The 16,529-nt window shown below is 67.6% G+C and carries 14 protein-coding genes; 9 read left to right on the plus strand and 5 right to left on the minus strand.

Going from position 1 to position 16,529, the window contains the following annotated elements; genetic code table 11:
* Nucleotides 1-18: 18 nt before the first annotated feature.
* Together ACTRWB_RS08305 and ACTRWB_RS08310 are read right to left on the minus strand one after the other, a co-directional pair.
* A complete protein-coding gene (locus ACTRWB_RS08305) occupies nucleotides 19-432 on the minus strand; it encodes a MarR family winged helix-turn-helix transcriptional regulator (protein ID WP_412024371.1) in 414 nt (137 codons plus the stop codon).
* A 121-nt stretch (nucleotides 433-553) separates the two neighbouring features.
* Nucleotides 554-1,729 (minus strand): HPP family protein, encoded by a 1,176-nt coding sequence (locus ACTRWB_RS08310; RefSeq protein WP_446901553.1) that lies wholly within the window; start codon nucleotides 1,727-1,729, stop codon nucleotides 554-556.
* Between the two features lie 363 nt (nucleotides 1,730-2,092).
* Between ACTRWB_RS08310 and ACTRWB_RS08315 the strand changes: the two genes are divergently transcribed.
* Nucleotides 2,093-3,061 (plus strand): LysR family transcriptional regulator, encoded by a 969-nt coding sequence (locus tag ACTRWB_RS08315; protein WP_129515097.1) that lies wholly within the window; start codon nucleotides 2,093-2,095, stop codon nucleotides 3,059-3,061.
* A 39-nt stretch (nucleotides 3,062-3,100) separates the two neighbouring features.
* On the opposite strand, the gene ACTRWB_RS08320 is transcribed toward ACTRWB_RS08315, so the two are convergent.
* Both ACTRWB_RS08320 and ACTRWB_RS08325 read right to left on the minus strand, forming a co-directional pair.
* Nucleotides 3,101-4,465, minus strand: a complete 1,365-nt coding sequence (locus ACTRWB_RS08320; protein ID WP_446901554.1) for an MFS transporter — start codon at nucleotides 4,463-4,465, stop codon at nucleotides 3,101-3,103.
* Between the two features lie 62 nt (nucleotides 4,466-4,527).
* Nucleotides 4,528-5,466: a 2-hydroxyacid dehydrogenase gene (locus tag ACTRWB_RS08325; protein ID WP_446901555.1), complete on the minus strand. Its 939-nt coding sequence runs from the start codon at nucleotides 5,464-5,466 to the stop codon at nucleotides 4,528-4,530.
* A gap of 113 nt (nucleotides 5,467-5,579) precedes the next feature.
* On the opposite strand from ACTRWB_RS08325, the gene ACTRWB_RS08330 reads away from it, so the two are divergent.
* From ACTRWB_RS08330 to ACTRWB_RS08340, 3 genes are all read left to right on the plus strand, one after another.
* Nucleotides 5,580-6,488 (plus strand): LysR substrate-binding domain-containing protein, encoded by a 909-nt coding sequence (locus ACTRWB_RS08330; protein ID WP_446901556.1) that lies wholly within the window; start codon nucleotides 5,580-5,582, stop codon nucleotides 6,486-6,488.
* Nucleotides 6,489-7,170: 682 nt separating this feature from the next.
* Entirely contained in the window at nucleotides 7,171-7,944 is a 774-nt protein-coding gene (locus ACTRWB_RS08335; RefSeq protein ID WP_446901557.1) for a hypothetical protein, read from the plus strand.
* Between the two features lie 20 nt (nucleotides 7,945-7,964).
* A complete protein-coding gene (locus ACTRWB_RS08340; protein WP_446901558.1) occupies nucleotides 7,965-9,092 on the plus strand; it encodes a transporter substrate-binding and LysM peptidoglycan-binding domain-containing protein in 1,128 nt (375 codons plus the stop codon).
* Between the two features lie 89 nt (nucleotides 9,093-9,181).
* Here the strand turns inward: ACTRWB_RS08340 and ACTRWB_RS08345 are convergent, their stop codons facing one another.
* A complete protein-coding gene (locus tag ACTRWB_RS08345) occupies nucleotides 9,182-10,270 on the minus strand; it encodes a calcium:proton antiporter (protein ID WP_446901559.1) in 1,089 nt (362 codons plus the stop codon).
* 550 nt (nucleotides 10,271-10,820) lie between these two features.
* Here ACTRWB_RS08345 and ACTRWB_RS08350 point away from each other — a divergent pair.
* The 5 genes from ACTRWB_RS08350 to ACTRWB_RS08370 all read left to right on the plus strand — a co-directional run bounded on the left by ACTRWB_RS08350 (nucleotide 10,821) and on the right by ACTRWB_RS08370 (nucleotide 16,509).
* Nucleotides 10,821-12,377: a 3-hydroxyacyl-CoA dehydrogenase gene (locus ACTRWB_RS08350; RefSeq protein ID WP_446901560.1), complete on the plus strand. Its 1,557-nt coding sequence runs from the start codon at nucleotides 10,821-10,823 to the stop codon at nucleotides 12,375-12,377.
* Between the two features lie 59 nt (nucleotides 12,378-12,436).
* A complete protein-coding gene (gene paaK / locus ACTRWB_RS08355) occupies nucleotides 12,437-13,750 on the plus strand; it encodes a phenylacetate--CoA ligase PaaK (RefSeq protein ID WP_193100355.1) in 1,314 nt (437 codons plus the stop codon).
* Between the two features lie 38 nt (nucleotides 13,751-13,788).
* On the plus strand, nucleotides 13,789-14,589 hold the full coding sequence (locus ACTRWB_RS08360) for an enoyl-CoA hydratase-related protein (RefSeq protein WP_446901561.1): 801 nt from the start codon (nucleotides 13,789-13,791) through the stop codon (nucleotides 14,587-14,589).
* Nucleotides 14,590-14,716: 127 nt separating this feature from the next.
* A complete protein-coding gene (locus tag ACTRWB_RS08365) occupies nucleotides 14,717-15,388 on the plus strand; it encodes a MarC family protein (RefSeq protein WP_048250875.1) in 672 nt (223 codons plus the stop codon).
* A 140-nt stretch (nucleotides 15,389-15,528) separates the two neighbouring features.
* Nucleotides 15,529-16,509 carry an aldo/keto reductase gene (locus ACTRWB_RS08370; protein WP_446901562.1) on the plus strand — a complete coding sequence of 327 codons (981 nt, stop codon included), beginning with the start codon at nucleotides 15,529-15,531 and terminating at the stop codon, nucleotides 16,507-16,509.
* Nucleotides 16,510-16,529: the final 20 nt, after the last annotated feature.

Raw genomic sequence — 16,529 nt, forward strand, 5'->3', positions numbered from 1 at the left:
GCGTGGTGGAAGCAAGGGTCAGTAATCTATCTGGGGAACCTGGAACGCGTCCTTGAGCGACTTCAGCTCGGCGCGATGCATGGCTGCGAGGCGGGCGAGCAGCGTCTCGCCGGCTGGTTCGAGGTGGACTTCGACCTGCCGGCGATCCGCTTCGCTCGTCTTGCGCTTCACGAGCCCGAGCGCCTCGCAGCGCGTCACCAGCGCGACGACGCCGTGATGCTGCGCCTGCAGGCGTTCCGCGAGTTCGCCGATGGTCGCCCATTCGCGGTGCGGATAACCCTTGATGTGCAGCAGCAGCAGGTATTGCAGCGGCGTCACGCCTTCGCTTTGCGCGGCGCGTTCGGAGAAGCGCTCGAAGCGGCGCATCTGGTAGCGGAACTCGGACAGTTGCTGGAAATCGCTTTTGTTCAGCGCGCGTCGGGTATCGTTCATCGAGGTCGGTCGGGCAGTCGGTTTCGGTAGCGATAAATATATCACAATATGATATAAATGGCCGAAATGAAGCGAAATGAATCCATTTTGCGTCGCATCGCGTCGGCGCGTTGCGCCCGCGTTAAGCGGCCTCGAGCATTTGCGTCTGCTGGTAGAGGCCCGTCACCAGATCCGTCTGCGTAATGATCCCGACGAGTCGGCGCGATGCGTCGACGACCGGAATATGGTGATGGCCCGAATGCGTAAACAGCGGCACGAGCGCGGTGATCGGCATCGTTTGCGGCACGAACGCGACGTCGCGCGTCATCACGGTGGCGACGCTGGCGGGCTGGCCGCCGAGCGATTGCGGCAGCCGTGCGGACAGGCGTTGCCACAGCGGGGTCGGGCGGCGCAACTGGCGCGTGAGGTCGGCGCGCGTGACGATGCCGGTCAGGCGGCCGTCGCCGTCGACGACGGGCAGTGCCTTTACGCGGTGGCGGTCGAGCAGCGTGAGTGCGGCCGTCACCGACGTCGACGGCGCGACCTCGATCGCATTCTTCGTCATCAGGTCGGCGCACGTGAGCTGGCCGAACGTGCGCGTATAAGCCTGCATCTCGGTTTCGCGCAGCAGCGTTTCGAGATCGTCCGGATCGACGTCGAGCCATTCGCTGCGGCGCTTCAGCACCGCGTCGAGGTCGCTGCGCGTAAAGCCGCCGCGCGCCGGGGCGGCGCCGCCCGCCTGCGGTTTTGCTTCGGGACGCGCGCCGCCGTGCGGGTAGCGGTGCCCGGTCAGCGCGTGATAGGCGAGCGCGGCAGACAGCAGGATCGCCGATTGCAGCGCGATCGGCTCCAGCACGAAACTGAATCCGAGCGCATGGATTGCCGGGCCGCCGACCACGGCCGTGAGCGCGACGGCGCCTGACGGCGGGTGCACGCAGCGCAGCACGAACATGCCGCCGATCGCACACGCGATCGCGACCGCGGCGGCCGTGATCGGATCGGCGATCCATAACGCGCACGCGACACCGACCGTCGCCGCGACCAGATTGCCGCCGATGATCGACCACGGTTGCGCGAGCGGACTCGCCGGCACCGCGAACAGCAGCACGGCCGACGCCCCCATCGGCGCGACGAGCAGCGGCACGAGGCCCGGCACGCCGGGCAGCAGCCGCATCGTGACGCCGACCGTCGCGATGCCGACGAGCGCGCCCGTGCACGAGCGCAGGCGCTCGCGCCAGCCGAGCGACATCGGATGGGGAATGAAGCTGTGCAGCCATTGCCGCAAGGTGCGGCGCGACGAAGAGGAGCCTGACGACATGGACGGTAAGCGGTAAAAATGACAGCGCGGACGCGCGCCGCCACAAGCGCGGAATTATATCGCGTTGTGATACAAATTGTCGCGGTGCATCAAGCCGTTGCACGTGCGCGACGCGCGACACTTGCAAAAACCTTTCATCGGAAGAAAGCTTGAGCGCCGGGCAATCGCGCAAGTTTGTCCGCGGCGGCGTACAATTCGGGCCACTGAATCCCCCGTTATCCCAGAACCACGTACGCGATGCCCGCTCTCCCGCCTTTCTCCCGGCACGGTGATCGATTCGACGTGGTTCGCGGCCGCGTTCCGTTTCCCACCTGACGCGAGCGCCGCCGACGTCTCCTCACTGACTCTCCCCAAGCCAATTCAATGGACATGCTCGAAAACATGCGCCTGTTCGTGCGCGTTGTCGAAGCCGGCAGTTTTACTGCGGTCGCGAAGGAAATCGACGCGACCACCGCGCAAGTGTCGCGCGCGGTATCGAACCTCGAAGCGCACGTACAGACGCGCCTGCTGCATCGCACGACGCGCCATCTCGGCCTCACCGAAAGCGGCGAACGTTATTTCGAGCGCGCGAAATCGATCCTCGCGGAATTCGACTATGCGAACGCGGAGGCGCGCAACGCGCTGCTGCGGCCGAGCGGCAAGATGCGCATCCATGCGATGACGGGGCTCGGGCAGAGTCATGTCGTGTCGTCGATCGTCCGCTATCAGGAGGACAACCCCGACGTGTCGGTCGAGCTGACGCTCGCGCAGCGGATGCCGAATCTCGTCGAAGAGGGCTACGACGTGTCGATCGTGACGGCGTCGCAGTTGCCCGACTCGGGTTATGTCGCGCAGACCTGCGGCACGAGCTGCAGCGTGCTCGTCGCGTCGCGCGAATACCTGGCACGACACGGCACGCCGCAGTCGCCCGACGAATTGCCGAACCACGTGTGCCTGCGTCTCGATACGCCGGCTTCGCCGGCCGGCGAATGGCGGCTCGAGCGCAACGACGGCGAGGAGACCGTCTACGAACTGCAGCCGGCGCCGTTCCAGGTCAACGTGCCGGACGCGCTGTGCGTTGCGGTGCGCGCCGGGCGCGGGATCGCGTGTGTCGCGTTGTATACGGTGCTCGACGACATCCGCGAGGGGCGGCTGATTCGCGTGCTGCCCGAGTACCGGTTGCAGACGGTGAGCGTGTATGCGGTCTACGCGACGCGCCGTTATCTCGACGCGAAGATCCGCACGTTCCTCGACCACCTGCGCACGACGCTCACGCCCGCGCTGGAGAACGACCTGCGCGAACTCGACCGGTTGACGATCGAGCACACGCCGGGCGGTCGCAAGCGCGCTTGAGGGGACACGTGGTCCGAACCGTGTGCGCCGCGGCGCGGCTCATGCGCCCGGCGTGATGCGAATCCGCTCGAAGCGGCCCGCGAGCCATGTGTACGCGGCGATGCCGATCAGCCCGTGCGCGGCGACGAACCACAATGCGCCGGCGAACGAACCCGTGCTGGCGACGAAATAACCGATCACGAGCGGCGTGACGATCCCGGCGATGTTGCCGAGGCCGTTGAACACGCCGCCGCTCAGGCCGACCATCCCTTCCGGCGCCGTATCGGCGAGCACGGCCCAGCCGACCGCCGCGAGCCCCTTGCCGAAGAACGCGATCGTCATCAGCGCGATCACGACGGCGTTCGACGATGCGCCGTTCGCCAGCACCAGCAGTGTCGCCATTGCCATCCCCACGACGAACGGCGTCTTGCGCGCGCGCGACGGGTGCATGCCGCGCCGGATCAGCCAGTCCGACAGCACGCCGCCGAGCACACCACCCGTGAACCCGCAGATCGCCGGCAGCGCGGCAACCCAGCCGGCTTCCATGATCGTCATCCCGCGTCCCTTGATCAGGTAGATCGGGAACCACGTGATGAAGAAGTAGGTGAGCGCCGTGATGCAGTACTGGCCGATATAGATCGCCCACAGGTTCCGGTGGCGAAACAGTTGCGACACGTCGTGCCACGACACGCGCGGCCGATGGCGCACGCGGTTCGCCTCGAGATCGACGAGCGCGCCGTGCGCGCGCAGGTAGTCGCGCTCCGCGTCGCTCATGCGCGGGTGGCCATGCGGCTCGCGATACCACGCGAACCACAGCGCGGCGAGCGCGACGCCGAGCAGCCCCATCCACAGGAATACGTGTTCCCAGCCGAGCGCATGCGTGAGCCACGCCATCGCCGGCGTGAACAGCACGACGGCCATGTATTGCGCGGAATTGAACAGCGCGGACGCCGTGCCGCGTTCGGCGGTCGGGAACCAGCACGCGACGATTCGCGAATTGGCCGGGAATGCCGGCGATTCGACGAGGCCGAGCATGAAGCGCATCGCGAACAGCGCGAGCGTCGCTGATGCACCCTGCACGGCAAGCCAGCCGACCGTGCCCTGCAGCATCGTGAATACCGACCACAGCAGCAGGCTCAGGCCGTATACGCGTCGCGCGCCGAAGCGGTCGAGCAGCCAGCCGCCCGGGATCTGGCCGATCGCATAGGCCCAGGCGAACGCGGAAAAGACGATGCCGAGCTGCACCGGCGTCAGCCCGAGGTCGTGCGCGACACCGGTGCCGGCGATCGACATCGTCGCGCGATCCGCATAGTTGATGACGGTGACCGCGAAAATCAGCGCGAGGACGGTATAACGAACGCGGCCGATCGTACGCGAGGCGGCGGGCGACGCGGCGAGGGCGGCGCCACTGGATCGATTGGGCATGCGTGTCTCCTGGCCTCCGTCGTGCGGAGGCATCCGGTGTTGTAACGGTGGGCGTGCGGCGGTCAGCGCGTGACGCTGGTCGGCGGGCGCTGGCCCGCGAAGCACGCGGCCAGGTTGGCAAGCACGATCCGGCCCATCTCGTCGCGCGTCTCGCGCGTGGCACTCGCGCGATGCGGCTGCACGACGACGCGGTCGAGCTCGAGCAGCGCGGCCGGCACGTGCGGCTCGTTCGCGAACACGTCGAGACCGGCGCCGGCGATCGTGCCGTCGGCGAGCGCGCGCACGAGCGCGGTTTCGTCGATCAGCTTGCCGCGCGCGACATTGATCAGGAATCCTTTGGGGCCGAGCGCGGCGAGCACGTCGGCCGTCACGAGCACGTTGCCGTGATCGGCCGATGCCGCGATCACGAGCACGTCGCTGTCGCGCGCGAGCGCGGCGAGGTCGGGCACGAAGCGATAGCCGCTGTCGCGGTGCTCGCGCGGGCCGAAGTAGCTGACGGGCATCCGGAACGCCTGCGCGCGCTCGGCGATCGCGCGCCCGACACGGCCGAGGCCGACGATGCCGAGCCGCTTGCCGGTCACCTGCGTCGCGAGCGGCTGGGCCGTCTTGCCCCAGCGGCCGGCGCGCACGATCCGCTCGCCGACGCCGAGGTCGCGCAGGGTCATCAGGATCAGCCCCATCGCCATGTCGGCGACGTCGTCGGTCAGCACGTCGGGTGTCGTCGTCACGTGGATGCCGCGTGCCCGCGCGCGGTCGAGATCGACGGCGTCGGTGCCGATGCCGCTGATCGCAACGATTTCGAGCGCGCTCAGCCGGTCCATCAGCGCGGCGGACAGCCCGTTCGCGCCGCCGGTGACGACGCCGCGGATCCGCGATGCAACGCGATCGAGCAGCGCGTCCGGTTGTTCGGCCGCATACAGCCGGTGCACGGCGTAGCGGGCGGACAGTTCGGCGTCGATGGCGTCGGGGAGCGGCTGGGTGAGCAGGATGTCGATGGTCATGAAGGTCTCGGTCGTCGTGCGCGGCGCGGGCCGTGCATCAGGTGCAACCGAGTATAGAAATCGTATCGATATCGGTCTAACATCAAAAGACTATCGATTGATTCAAGATTTGGATGATTGAACTGCACCAGCTTCGCTGCTTCGTCGCGGTCGCCGAGGAACTGCATTTCGGCCGCGCGGCCAGGCGGCTCTTCATGACCCAGCCGCCGCTCAGCCGGCAGATCCAGCTGCTCGAGCACGCGCTCGGCATCGCGCTGCTCGAGCGCAGCAGCCGGCAGGTCAGGCTGACCGCGGCCGGCGAGCGCTTCCTGCGCGATGCGCGGCACATCCTCGAATTCTCCGCACGGGCCGAGCAGGCCGCGCAGCGCGTCGCGCACGGCGGGGCCGGCCGGATCACGCTTGGTTTCACGGCCGTCAGTGCCTACCGGATGATTCCGGAGTTGCTCGCGCACGCGGCGCATGCGCTGCCGGACGTCGATATCGAGTTGCGCGAGATGGTGTCGACCGTGCAGATCGACGCGCTCGCGTCGCGGATGCTCGACGCGGGTTTCGTGCGCCAGCGCGCCGCGCGCCAGCCGCTCGAATACCGGCTCGTGCAGCGCGAACCGATGCTCGTCGCGGTCGCGGAAGGCGCGCCGCTCGCCGCGTACGAGCAGATCGGCCCCGACGAGCTCGACCGGCAGCCGTTCATCGCGTATTCGCCGAACGAGGGAAAGTATTTCCACGACATGATCTCGGGGATGTTCGCGGGCGCCGGGCGGCTGCCGAACTACCTGCACTACGTCGGGCAGACGCATACGATCCTCGGCCTCGTGCGCGCGGGGCTCGGGGCGGCGCTGGTGCCGGCGTCGGCGCGCGAGCTGCACGTCGACGGCGTGATGTTCCGGCCGCTGGCGGGCGTCGATGCGGCGGCCGAGCTGTATCTCGCGTGGCGCGCGGACAACGATAATCCGGTGCTGCCGGTGTTCAACGCGATGGTCGAACGGTTTCTCGCGCAGGAGCAGGGCGGCGCGGCGGCGTAGCGCGTTCGCATTGCGTCACAAGCTTTCAATCCGGAAGCTTGCGGTGCCGCGATGGCAAGCAATCCTGAGCGAGCGCGGGATGGATCGAGCGCAGGAATCCTTTCCGTTTCGAAAGCTGATGCGGTGCCCGTGTTCCATCGCAGGAACGGAGCGGGCCGTACGTGCTCACGCGACCTTCCGGGAGGCGCCGCGCGGATCGCTTGACGCTGCATGCCGGTCGGCGCAGGATACGTCCGTGCATTTGGAGCGGGACGCGCCGGCCGCGCGGTTCCTGCACCCGCGACACGCAAAAGAACAACGATGAGCCTTTACGTACTCGTACCGGAATACCGGCCCCGCCTCCGTCGGCCCGCCGGAACTACGTTTCACCCGACGCCCGTCGCGTCACGTATCCGTCATCCCGTTTCGTACCGTGCATCGGTACACTCTCCCGTTTGCGCGATGGCCGCGACGATGAACGGCGCCGCTCCGACCCGCCGCATCGCGCCGCAGCCCGCTACCCCCGATCACCGCATCCTGAACGGCACCTACACCGGCGTCTCGTGACGCCCGCCGGCGCCCGTTGTCGTATTGCGCCGCCGGCTGTCCTGACCGTCCGGCGGCCCCGGAGTCCGAAGCATTTCGATTCAGCTTGAAGAAGCAAATTCACGCAGTTCGGTTCGAGGTTCAAGGAGAAAAACTCATGTCGCAGCTTTCGAATGAAGAAGCAAACGGCAGTTCGGGGAGTGGCAAGGTAAAGCTGGTCAAGTGGGCGATCATCATTGCCGGCGTCGCGATCGCGGCACCGGCCGCGCTGTTCATCCTGAAGGGGATGATCGCGCTGATCACGGCGGGCGTCATCGGCCTCGGCGCGATCTATTTCGCGCCGGTCGTCGCGATGAAGTTCGCGAACCAGAAGGTGAGGATGATCGTCGAGGAGGCGCAGGCGAATCCGATCGAGACGCTCATCAACCAGCTCGCGGAAAAGCGCCAGGCGGCGCAGAAATTCGCGGACAGCATCACCGCGTTCCGCACCGAGGTGAAGAACTTCGAGAGCAAGACGGAGCTGTTCGAGAAGCAGTATCCCGACGACGCGCCGCGCTTCCGGTCGCAGCTCGACACGATGAAGCAGCTCCTCGCGTTTCGCGAAGGCCGCTACAAGCAGGTGCAGGCGGAACTGAAGAATTTCGCGTCGGCGATCGACCGCGCGAAGGCGATGTGGGACATGTCGCAGGCGGCGCAGCAGATGAACAAGCTCGCGGGCCGGCAGGCGTCCGACACGTTCGAGCAGATCAAGACCGACGTGGCCGTCGATTCGGTCATGCGCTCGGTCAACAAGGCGTTCTCCGAAATGGAGACGTCGCTGATGGATAACCCCGAGGTCAAGCAGGCGCAGCAGCAGGCGGTGTTGAACGGCAGCCATGTGCCCGGACCCGATGCGGCGAATCCCGCCCAGCTGCCGTCGAAACAACAATAACTTCCTGCAGGCACGCAACCATGAAAAAACTTCTTGGCGCAGTCGCGTTTCTGGTAGTGCTCGTCGGCGTATGGATCGTCCATCAGGGCGGCCTGTCGACGCTGATTCCCGCGCATGACGCGGCCCCGTCCTCGACGTCCGCCCAGACGGGCGACACGGGCCAGCCCGCGCAGCCGTCGGCCAGCGTGCTGCCGGCCGGCTTCACGCCGCAGGCCAGCGCGCTGAAGTCGATTGCCGAAAACGGCATCGTGCGGATCTCGGTGCAGAACCCGAGCGAGCCGTTCTTCGGCGAGGACAAGGGCGCACCGCACGGCTTCAACGTCGAATTCGCGCGGTTGCTGTTCGCGGATCCGTCGTTCTCGCACGGCGGCAAGCCGATCGTCGTCGATACGCGTCACGAGGTCGACACGTACCCGGGCGTGCCGAAGCAACTGCTCGACACCGATGCCAAGGGGAACCACGTCGTCGACGTGGCGATGGACGGGCTGACGTTCCCGGACAACACGCCGTCGGGCGTCGTCTATTCGGTGCCGTACGTCGACGATTTCGGTTATTCGCTGATCGTGCGGCAAGGCTCCGCGATCCGCTCGACCGACGATCTCGCGGGCAAGACGGTCGGCATCCTGAAGGGCGACCCCGACGTGCGCGCGTTCGTCACGCGCCAGTATCCGAACGTCCGGTTCGTCGAGGTCGACGATTCCGATCCGGCCTTCATCGCGAAGAGCATCGACGGGCATACGGTCGACGCGTTCATCTACGACTATCCGTTCGCGGTCAGCTCGATCAAGGACACCGACCTGAAGTTCGCGGTGACCAAGCTCGACGGTTCGAACATCGCGTACAAGATCGGCGTGCGCGCCGACGACCAGGATCTGCTGATCTACCTGAACGCCGCGATCGCGAAGCTCAAGCAGTCGCCGCGGTATCTCGACCTGCTGCGCAAGTACTTCGTCAGCGACCAGGCGGTGACGACCGCGGCCGCGTCGGGCGAGCTCACCTATGTGGTGAAGGCGGGCGACACGCTGAACATGATCGCGGCGAGCAAGCTCGGCAGCGGCCAGCGTTATCGCGAGATCCAGCGCCGCAACAACCTCGCCAACCCGAACCTGATCCTGGCGGGCCAGCATCTGGTGATTCCGGTCCGGTAACGATGGCGTGACGTGAACGAAGGCGGGTGAAGGGACGTAAAAAAACGCGGCCCGGCGGAGTGATCCGCCGGGCCGCGCGTTTTCAGGCGTCAGTGGGTGATCGACAGGAACAGGTACGCAGCGAACAGCGACAGGTGCACGATGCCGTGCAGCACCGTCGTGCGCCCCTGGCTGAGCGTCAGCGTGCTGACCAGCAAGGTGAGCGCCAGCAGCACGGTTTCCATCGGCCCGATGCCGAGCGTAAGCGGCTGGCCGATCCAGATGAACACGGCCGCGACGGTCGGGATCGTGAGCCCGATGCTCGCGAGCGCGGAACCGAGCGCGAGGTTCATGCTGGTCTGCAGGCGGTTCGCACGTGCGGCGGTGACGGCCGCGAGTGCTTCCGGCAGCAGCACGAGCGCGGCGATCACGATGCCGACCGCGGCTTCGGGCGCGCCAAGCTTCATCACCGCGTGCTCGACGGCCGGCGACAGCAGCTTCGCGAGCAGCACGACCGCGACGAGGCTCACGAACAGCAGGACCATGCTGATGATGGCGGTACGCGTGCTCGGCGCCGCGGCGTGCACCGACTCGTTTGCGCTGTCGTGCGCGGCGAGGAAGTAGTCGCGGTGGCGCACGGTCTGGACGAACACGAATGCGCCGTACAGCACGAGCGACGATACGCCGGCAAACGCGAGCTGCGATTTCGAAAAGAACGGGCCCGGCGCGGCGCTCAGGTAGTTCGGCATCACGAGCGACAGCACGGACAGCGACGCCAGCACCGCGAGCGCCTTGCTCGCGCCGCGCCCCTGGAAGTCCTGTTCGCCGTGCTTCCACGCGCCGACCAGCAGGCAGATGCCGACGATGCCGTTGCAGATGATCATCACCGCGGCGAATACGGTGTCGCGCGCGAGGCCCGATTTCTCGGGGCCCGCGCCGAGCATCACCGACACGATCAGCGCGACTTCGATGACGGTCACGGCAACCGCGAGCACCAGCGTGCCGAACGGTTCGCCGACGCGATGCGCGACGACTTCCGCATGATGGACGGCGGAGAATACGGCGCCGGCGAGTGCGGCGGCGAATACTGCGATGACGAGGCCTTCGGCCGGCACGACGCGCGACAGCGCGAGTACCAGCCATGCGGCAAGCGGGGCCAGGAGGGTCCAGCGCGGGAGCTGGTTGGACGAGAGCGGCATGGAGGGTTTCCTTATGCGAGTGGCGGCGCGCGACGCGCCATCACGGGGTGACGAAGCCCGGCCGTACTATCCGCCGAACGAGGACGATGAAACCGAAGGGTGGCCGCGCGCGAGGACGCGGCCCTGGGTTCGCCGCGGCGACGCGGCGAGGGGCGCGGGCGGGCCGAAGCCCGTCGCTGGGTGAAACGGTTCGATGCGGGTGGCCGCCGGTGGCGGGGCGAACGATCGTGACGACGCGCCGGCCGGAGGCTCGGTTCCGACCCTGGAAGGGCGGCGGACGATGGACAGCGGTGGCGGCGCAGCACGCGGTTTCCCCCTGATATCCGGCGGTTTGTCGAATTTTATCAGGCGTTTGGGGGCCACTATCTCATATTCGAACGCTTACGTTGACCTTTCGGTTTGCAAAAAGTGCCCCGATCCTTCAATTTTTTGTCTTTGCAGTTTCCGTAACGGTCTCTTGCACGACAAATTCGGGCTCGCCCTGACATAAATCTACCGACCGGCCGGTTTATAATCGCTCGCACCTCCACTTCATGACGGATCGCAAGCGATGGCTGTTTCCTCTGCACATTCGGTGAACTCGGGCGCGCTGGCGCCGTCGGCCGTCGTCGGCGTGATCGGCGCCGGCGCGATGGGCGCGGGCATCGCGCAGGTCGCGGCGGCGGCCGGCCATACGGTGCTGCTGTACGACCTGAACGAAGCGGCCTGCGACAAGGCGCTGGCCGGCATCCGCGCGCAGTTCGCGCGGCTTGCGGAGAAAGGCCGGCTCGAACCGGCGCAGGCCGACGCGGCCGGCAACCGGATCCGTGCGGTGCGCGCGCTGGCCGACTTCGCGGGGGCCGCGCTGATCGTCGAGGCGGCGGCCGAGCGGCTCGACGTGAAGCGCGAGATCTTCGCGACCCTCGAGGGCCATGTCGACGACGCGTGCCTGCTGACGACCAACACGTCGTCGATCTCGATTACGTCGATCGCGGCCGGGTTGCGCGTGCCGCAACGCGTCGCCGGCCTGCATTTCTTCAACCCGGCGCCGCTGATGGCGCTCGTCGAGGTGGTCAGCGGGCTCGCGACCGCGCCCGAGGTCGCGCAGGTCCTGTACTCGACCGCCGCCGCGTGGGGCAAGAAACCCGTGATGGCGAAATCGACGCCGGGCTTCATCGTGAACCGCGTCGCGCGTCCGTATTACGCGGAGGCGCTGCGCGTGCTGAGCGAGCAGGGCGGCACGCCGGCATCGATCGACGCGGTGATGCGCGAGGCCGGCGGCTTCCGGATGGGGCCGTTCGAGCTGATGGACCTGATCGGGCACGACGTGAACTTCGCGGTGACCGAGTCGGTGTTCCGTGCGTACTTCAACGACCCGCGCTACACGCCGTCGCTGATCCAGCAGGAACTCGTGAACGCGGGTTTCCTCGGGCGCAAGTCGGGGCGCGGCTTCTATTCATACGCGGACGGCGCGACGCCGCCCGCACCCGATCTCGAACCGCCGCGCGACGCGCCGGCCGACGTCGTGCTGTACGCGCAGGACGGCCCGGCCGCCGCGCTGCACGCGCGCTTCGCCGAACGCATCGCGCTCGCCCGCCAGGCCGGCGCGCATCCGGACGACCTGCTCGCGACGGCCGGCCGCGCATCGATCGCGCTGACCGATGGCCGGACGGCAACCGCGCGTGCGGCGCAAACCGGCGTGGCCGATCTCGTGCTCGTCGACCTCGCGCGCGATTACGCGCAGGCCGGGCTCGTCGCGCTGACGCGCGCGCTCCAGTGCGGCGATGCGGCCTATGCGGACGCGGTCGGCCTGTTCCAGCAGGCGGGTTTTCGTGTGGTCGGCGTCGCGGACGTGCCGGGGATGGTCGCGATGCGCACCGTCGCGATGCTCGCGAACGAGGCGGCCGACACGGTGAACCAGGGCGTGTGCTCGCCCGCCGATCTCGATCTCGCGATGGAGAAGGGCGTGAACTACCCGTGCGGCCCGCTCGCGTGGGCCGATGCGATCGGCATCGGCCGCGTGTTTCGCGTGCTGTCGAACCTCGCGGCGAGCTACGGCGAGGACCGCTATCGCGTGTCGCCGCGCATCGCCGCGCTGCATGCGGCCGGCCGCACGTTCCGGTCGTAGCCGCCGGCCCCGTCACTTCGATCACGATAACGACATCACTCCATTGGAGGAGCACCCCCATGACTCACCCTGCCGCCGCCCTCGAGCCGATCGAGACCGCCAGCCGCGACGAACTGCAGGCGCTGCAGCTCGAGCGCATGAAGTGGTCGCTGCGCCACGCGTACGACAACGTCCCGCACTATCGCCGCACGTTCGATGCGGCGGGCGTGCATCCGGACGACCTGAAGACGCTCGCCGATCTCGCGAAATTCCCGTTCTCGACGAAGAACGACCTGCGCGACAACTATCCGTTCGGGCTCTTCGCGGTGCCGCGCGAGCAGGTCGTGCGCGTTCACGCGTCGAGCGGCACGACGGGCAAGCCGACCGTGGTCGGCTACACGGCGCGCGACATCGACACGTGGGCGAACGTGACCGCGCGCTCGATCCGCGCGGCCGGCGGCCGCCCGGGCGACACGCTGCACAACGCGTTCGGCTACGGGCTCTTCACGGGCGGCCTCGGCATTCATTACGGCGCGGAACGGCTCGGCTGCATGGTCGTGCCGATGTCGGGCGGGCAGACCGAGAAGCAGGTGCAGCTGATCCGCGATTTCGAGCCGAAGATCATCCTCGTCACGCCGTCGTACATGCTGAACCTGATCGACGAGATGGTGCGGCAGGGGATGGACCCGGCCGAGTCGTCGCTGAAGATCGGCATCTTCGGCGCCGAGCCGTGGACGCAGGCATTGCGAGAGGAAGTGGAGACGCGCGTGGGCATTGACGCGCTCGACATCTACGGGCTGTCGGAAGTGATGGGCCCCGGCGTCGCGTGCGAATGCGTCGAGACGAAGGACGGCCCGGTGATCTGGGAAGATCATTTCTATCCGGAGATCATCGATCCCGTCACGGGTGAAGTGCTGCCGGACGGCAGCCAGGGCGAGCTCGTGTTCACGTCGCTGACGAAGGAAGCGATGCCGGTGATCCGCTACCGCACGCGCGACCTCACCGCGCTGCTGCCGCCGACCGCGCGCGCGATGCGCCGTCTCGCGAAAATCACGGGCCGCTCCGACGACATGCTGATCGTGCGCGGCGTGAACGTGTTCCCGAGCCAGATCGAGGAGATCGTCGTTGCGCTGCCGCTGCTGTCGGGCCAGTTCCAGATCACGCTGTCGCGCGACGGTCACATGGACCGGCTCGACCTCGCGGTCGAGTTGCGCTCCGAAGCCGAGGCGTCCGTCACCGACGGCGATCGCGCGGCGCTTGCGCGCGAGCTGCAGCACCGGATCAAGACGATGGTCGGCGTGTCGTCCGGCGTGACGGTGCTCGCGGCCGGCGGCATTCCCGCGACCGCGACCGGCAAGGCCCGGCGCGTGATCGATCGCCGCCAGGCTGCCTGATTCCGATATTTGCCGTTCTACCCGAGGAAACCTGTTCGATGGATGGATTGAAGACCCTGGCCGTCGCGGTCGATGCGCGCGGCATCGCGACCGTCGCGCTGCAGCGCGGCGACGTGCTCAACGCGTTCGACGAGACGATGATCGCCGAGCTGACCGACGCGTTCACGGCGCTCGGCCAACGCGACGACGTGCGCGCGATCGTGCTGCGCTCGGACGGCCGCGCGTTCTGCGCGGGCGCCGACCTGCAGTGGATGCAGCGCGCGAGCGCGAACGACGCGGCCGCGAACCTGCGCGACGCGGAGCGGTTCGCCGCGATGATGCGCGCGATCCGGCAATGCCCGAAACCGACCGTGGCACGTGTGCAGGGCCACGCGTTCGGCGGCGGCGTCGGCCTGTGCGCGGCCTGCGACATCGTGATCGCGAGCGACCACGCGCGTTTTTCGGTGAGCGAAGCGCGTTTCGGGATCCTGCCGGCCGTGATCGGCCCGTATCTGGTCGAGGCGGTCGGCCAGCGCCAGGCGCGCCGGCTCGCGCTGACCGCGACGCAGCTCGCCGCCGGCGAAGCCGTCGCGATCGGCCTGATCCACCAGGCCGTGCCGCTCGACGCGCTCGACGAAACGCTCGAACGGACGCTCGCCGAACTGGGCCGCAACGGCCCGAATGCACTGATGGAGATCAAGCGCTTCTTCGACGCGATCGGCGAGTATCCGCCGTCGGACGCGCGCGCGGCGTTCACCGCGCAGACAATCTCCCGCGTGCGTGCGACGCCGGAAGCGAAGGAAGGCTTTTCCGCGTTCTTCGCGAAGCGGCCGCCGGCATGGGAGGCGGGCGCCGAATAACGGGCAGCGGCGACGCTCGACGGCGTGGCGGGCCCGGCCGCATTTTGCGTCTCGGGCCCGGGCGCTTGCTCTACAATGCGTGACCCCCGGCGCGCTGCCGGCCCAGCCCCGACCGATTCCTCGCCTGATGATCGTCAACCGCCTTATCTCCGAGATCCTGTTCGGCTTTACCGGCCTGATCGGCATCATCAATCCGATCGGCATTGCGTTCCTGTTTCTCGAGCGGACCGAGGCGCTCACCGAGCACGAGCGGGACCTGCTCGCGCGGAAGGTCGCGTTCAACGCGTTCATCGTGCTGATGGTCGCGTTCTTCGCCGGCACGCCGGTGCTGCATTTCTTCGGGATCTCGATGGAGGCGCTGCGGATCGGCGGCGGCCTGGCGGTCGCGGTGGCCGGCTGGCAGATGCTGAACGAGCCCGACGTGCCGGGCGGCGGCGACACGCCGGTCAAGCCGATCGACGCGAACGCGATCATGACGCGCGCGTTCTTCCCGCTGACCGTGCCGCTGACGGTCGGCCCCGGCTCGATCTCGACCGCGATCGCGCTGAACGCGAACCGCACGCACAAGCTGTCGGAATTCATGCTGTCGAGCATCGTGTCGATCGCCGTCTCCGTGCTGGTCGCCATCGTGATCTGGCAGACCTACAGCCGCGCCGCGCTGCTGTCGCGCTACCTCGGCACCGAAGGCACCAAGGTCGCGATGCGCGTGTCGGCGTTCCTGCTGCTGTGCATCGGCGTACAGATCATGCTGACCGGCTTCTCCGCGTTCCTGCAGCCGATCGCCGACCAGGTCAAGTAACCCGGTTCGCCCTTTCCCGCCGCGTGGCCCGCACGCGAGCGCGGTCATACGCGTTCGCGCCGTGCGGGATAACATGCCACGTCTGGCGGATGCGCGGCGCGCATCCGGCCGCAAACCCAACTTGAGTGGCGAGGCGTGCGATGGAATACGTGAAATTCGGGTCGACCGGGCTGGAAGTGTCGAAGCTGGTGCTGGGTTGCATGACGTTCGGCGAGCCGTTGCGCGGCACGCACCCGTGGACGCTGCCGGAAGCGGAGAGCCGCCCGATCATCCAGCGGGCGGTCGAAGCCGGTATCAACTTCTTCGATACCGCGAACATGTATTCGGACGGCACGTCGGAGGAGATCGTCGGCCGCGCGCTGCGCGATTTCACGAAGCGCGACGACGTCGTGATCGCGACCAAGGTGTTCTACCGGATGCGGCCGGGCCCGAACGGCGCCGGCCTGTCGCGCAAGGCGATCATGACCGACATCGACCAGAGCCTGCAGCGGCTCGGCACCGACTACGTCGATCTCTACCAGATTCACCGCTGGGATGACGGCACGCCGATCGAGGAGACGCTCGAGGCGCTGCACGACGTCGTGAAGGCCGGCAAGGCGCGTTATATCGGCGCATCGTCGATGTTCGCGTGGCAGTTCGCGAAGGCGCTGCACACGTCGAAGCAGAACGGCTGGACCCGCTTCGTCAGCATGCAGAACCACCTGAACCTGCTGTATCGCGAGGAAGAGCGGGAAATGCTGCCGCTGTGCGAAGCCGAGGGCATCGCGGTGATTCCGTGGAGCCCGCTTGCGCGCGGGCGCCTGACGCGCGGCTGGGACGAATCGTCGGAACGGCAGCAGAAGGACGAAGTCGGCCAGCGGTTGTACGACGCGACGGCCGATGCGGACAAGGCGGTCGTCGAGGCCGTCGCGGCGATTGCCGCCGCGCGCAACGTGCCGCGCGCGCAGGTCGCACTCGCGTGGGTCGCGCACAAGCGCGGCGTCACCGCGCCGATCGTCGGCATCTCGAAGCCGCATCAGCTGGACGATGCGCTCGGCGCGCTCCAGCTGAAGCTGACGGACGACGAAATCGCCACACTCGAAAGCCCGTACGTGCCGCACGCGGTCGCCGGGTTCAACTGAACGCGGCATCGCCGGGCGGC

The sequence above is a fragment of the Burkholderia sp. YIM B11467 genome, from assembly GCF_052952715.1.

Excerpts from the sequence above, each read along its gene's own strand:
- ACTRWB_RS08305 (WP_412024371.1), bottom strand. The coding sequence starts at position 432 with ATGAACGATACCCGACGCGCGCTGAACAAAAGCGATTTCCAGCAACTG.
- ACTRWB_RS08310 (WP_446901553.1), bottom strand. The coding sequence starts at position 1,729 with ATGTCGTCAGGCTCCTCTTCGTCGCGCCGCACCTTGCGGCAATGGCTG.
- ACTRWB_RS08315 (WP_129515097.1), top strand. The coding sequence starts at position 2,093 with ATGGACATGCTCGAAAACATGCGCCTGTTCGTGCGCGTTGTCGAAGCC.
- ACTRWB_RS08320 (WP_446901554.1), bottom strand. The coding sequence starts at position 4,465 with ATGCCCAATCGATCCAGTGGCGCCGCCCTCGCCGCGTCGCCCGCCGCC.
- ACTRWB_RS08325 (WP_446901555.1), bottom strand. The coding sequence starts at position 5,466 with ATGACCATCGACATCCTGCTCACCCAGCCGCTCCCCGACGCCATCGAC.
- ACTRWB_RS08330 (WP_446901556.1), top strand. The coding sequence starts at position 5,580 with ATGATTGAACTGCACCAGCTTCGCTGCTTCGTCGCGGTCGCCGAGGAA.
- ACTRWB_RS08335 (WP_446901557.1), top strand. The coding sequence starts at position 7,171 with ATGTCGCAGCTTTCGAATGAAGAAGCAAACGGCAGTTCGGGGAGTGGC.
- ACTRWB_RS08340 (WP_446901558.1), top strand. The coding sequence starts at position 7,965 with ATGAAAAAACTTCTTGGCGCAGTCGCGTTTCTGGTAGTGCTCGTCGGC.
- ACTRWB_RS08345 (WP_446901559.1), bottom strand. The coding sequence starts at position 10,270 with ATGCCGCTCTCGTCCAACCAGCTCCCGCGCTGGACCCTCCTGGCCCCG.
- ACTRWB_RS08350 (WP_446901560.1), top strand. The coding sequence starts at position 10,821 with ATGGCTGTTTCCTCTGCACATTCGGTGAACTCGGGCGCGCTGGCGCCG.
- paaK (WP_193100355.1), top strand. The coding sequence starts at position 12,437 with ATGACTCACCCTGCCGCCGCCCTCGAGCCGATCGAGACCGCCAGCCGC.
- ACTRWB_RS08360 (WP_446901561.1), top strand. The coding sequence starts at position 13,789 with ATGGATGGATTGAAGACCCTGGCCGTCGCGGTCGATGCGCGCGGCATC.
- ACTRWB_RS08365 (WP_048250875.1), top strand. The coding sequence starts at position 14,717 with ATGATCGTCAACCGCCTTATCTCCGAGATCCTGTTCGGCTTTACCGGC.
- ACTRWB_RS08370 (WP_446901562.1), top strand. The coding sequence starts at position 15,529 with ATGGAATACGTGAAATTCGGGTCGACCGGGCTGGAAGTGTCGAAGCTG.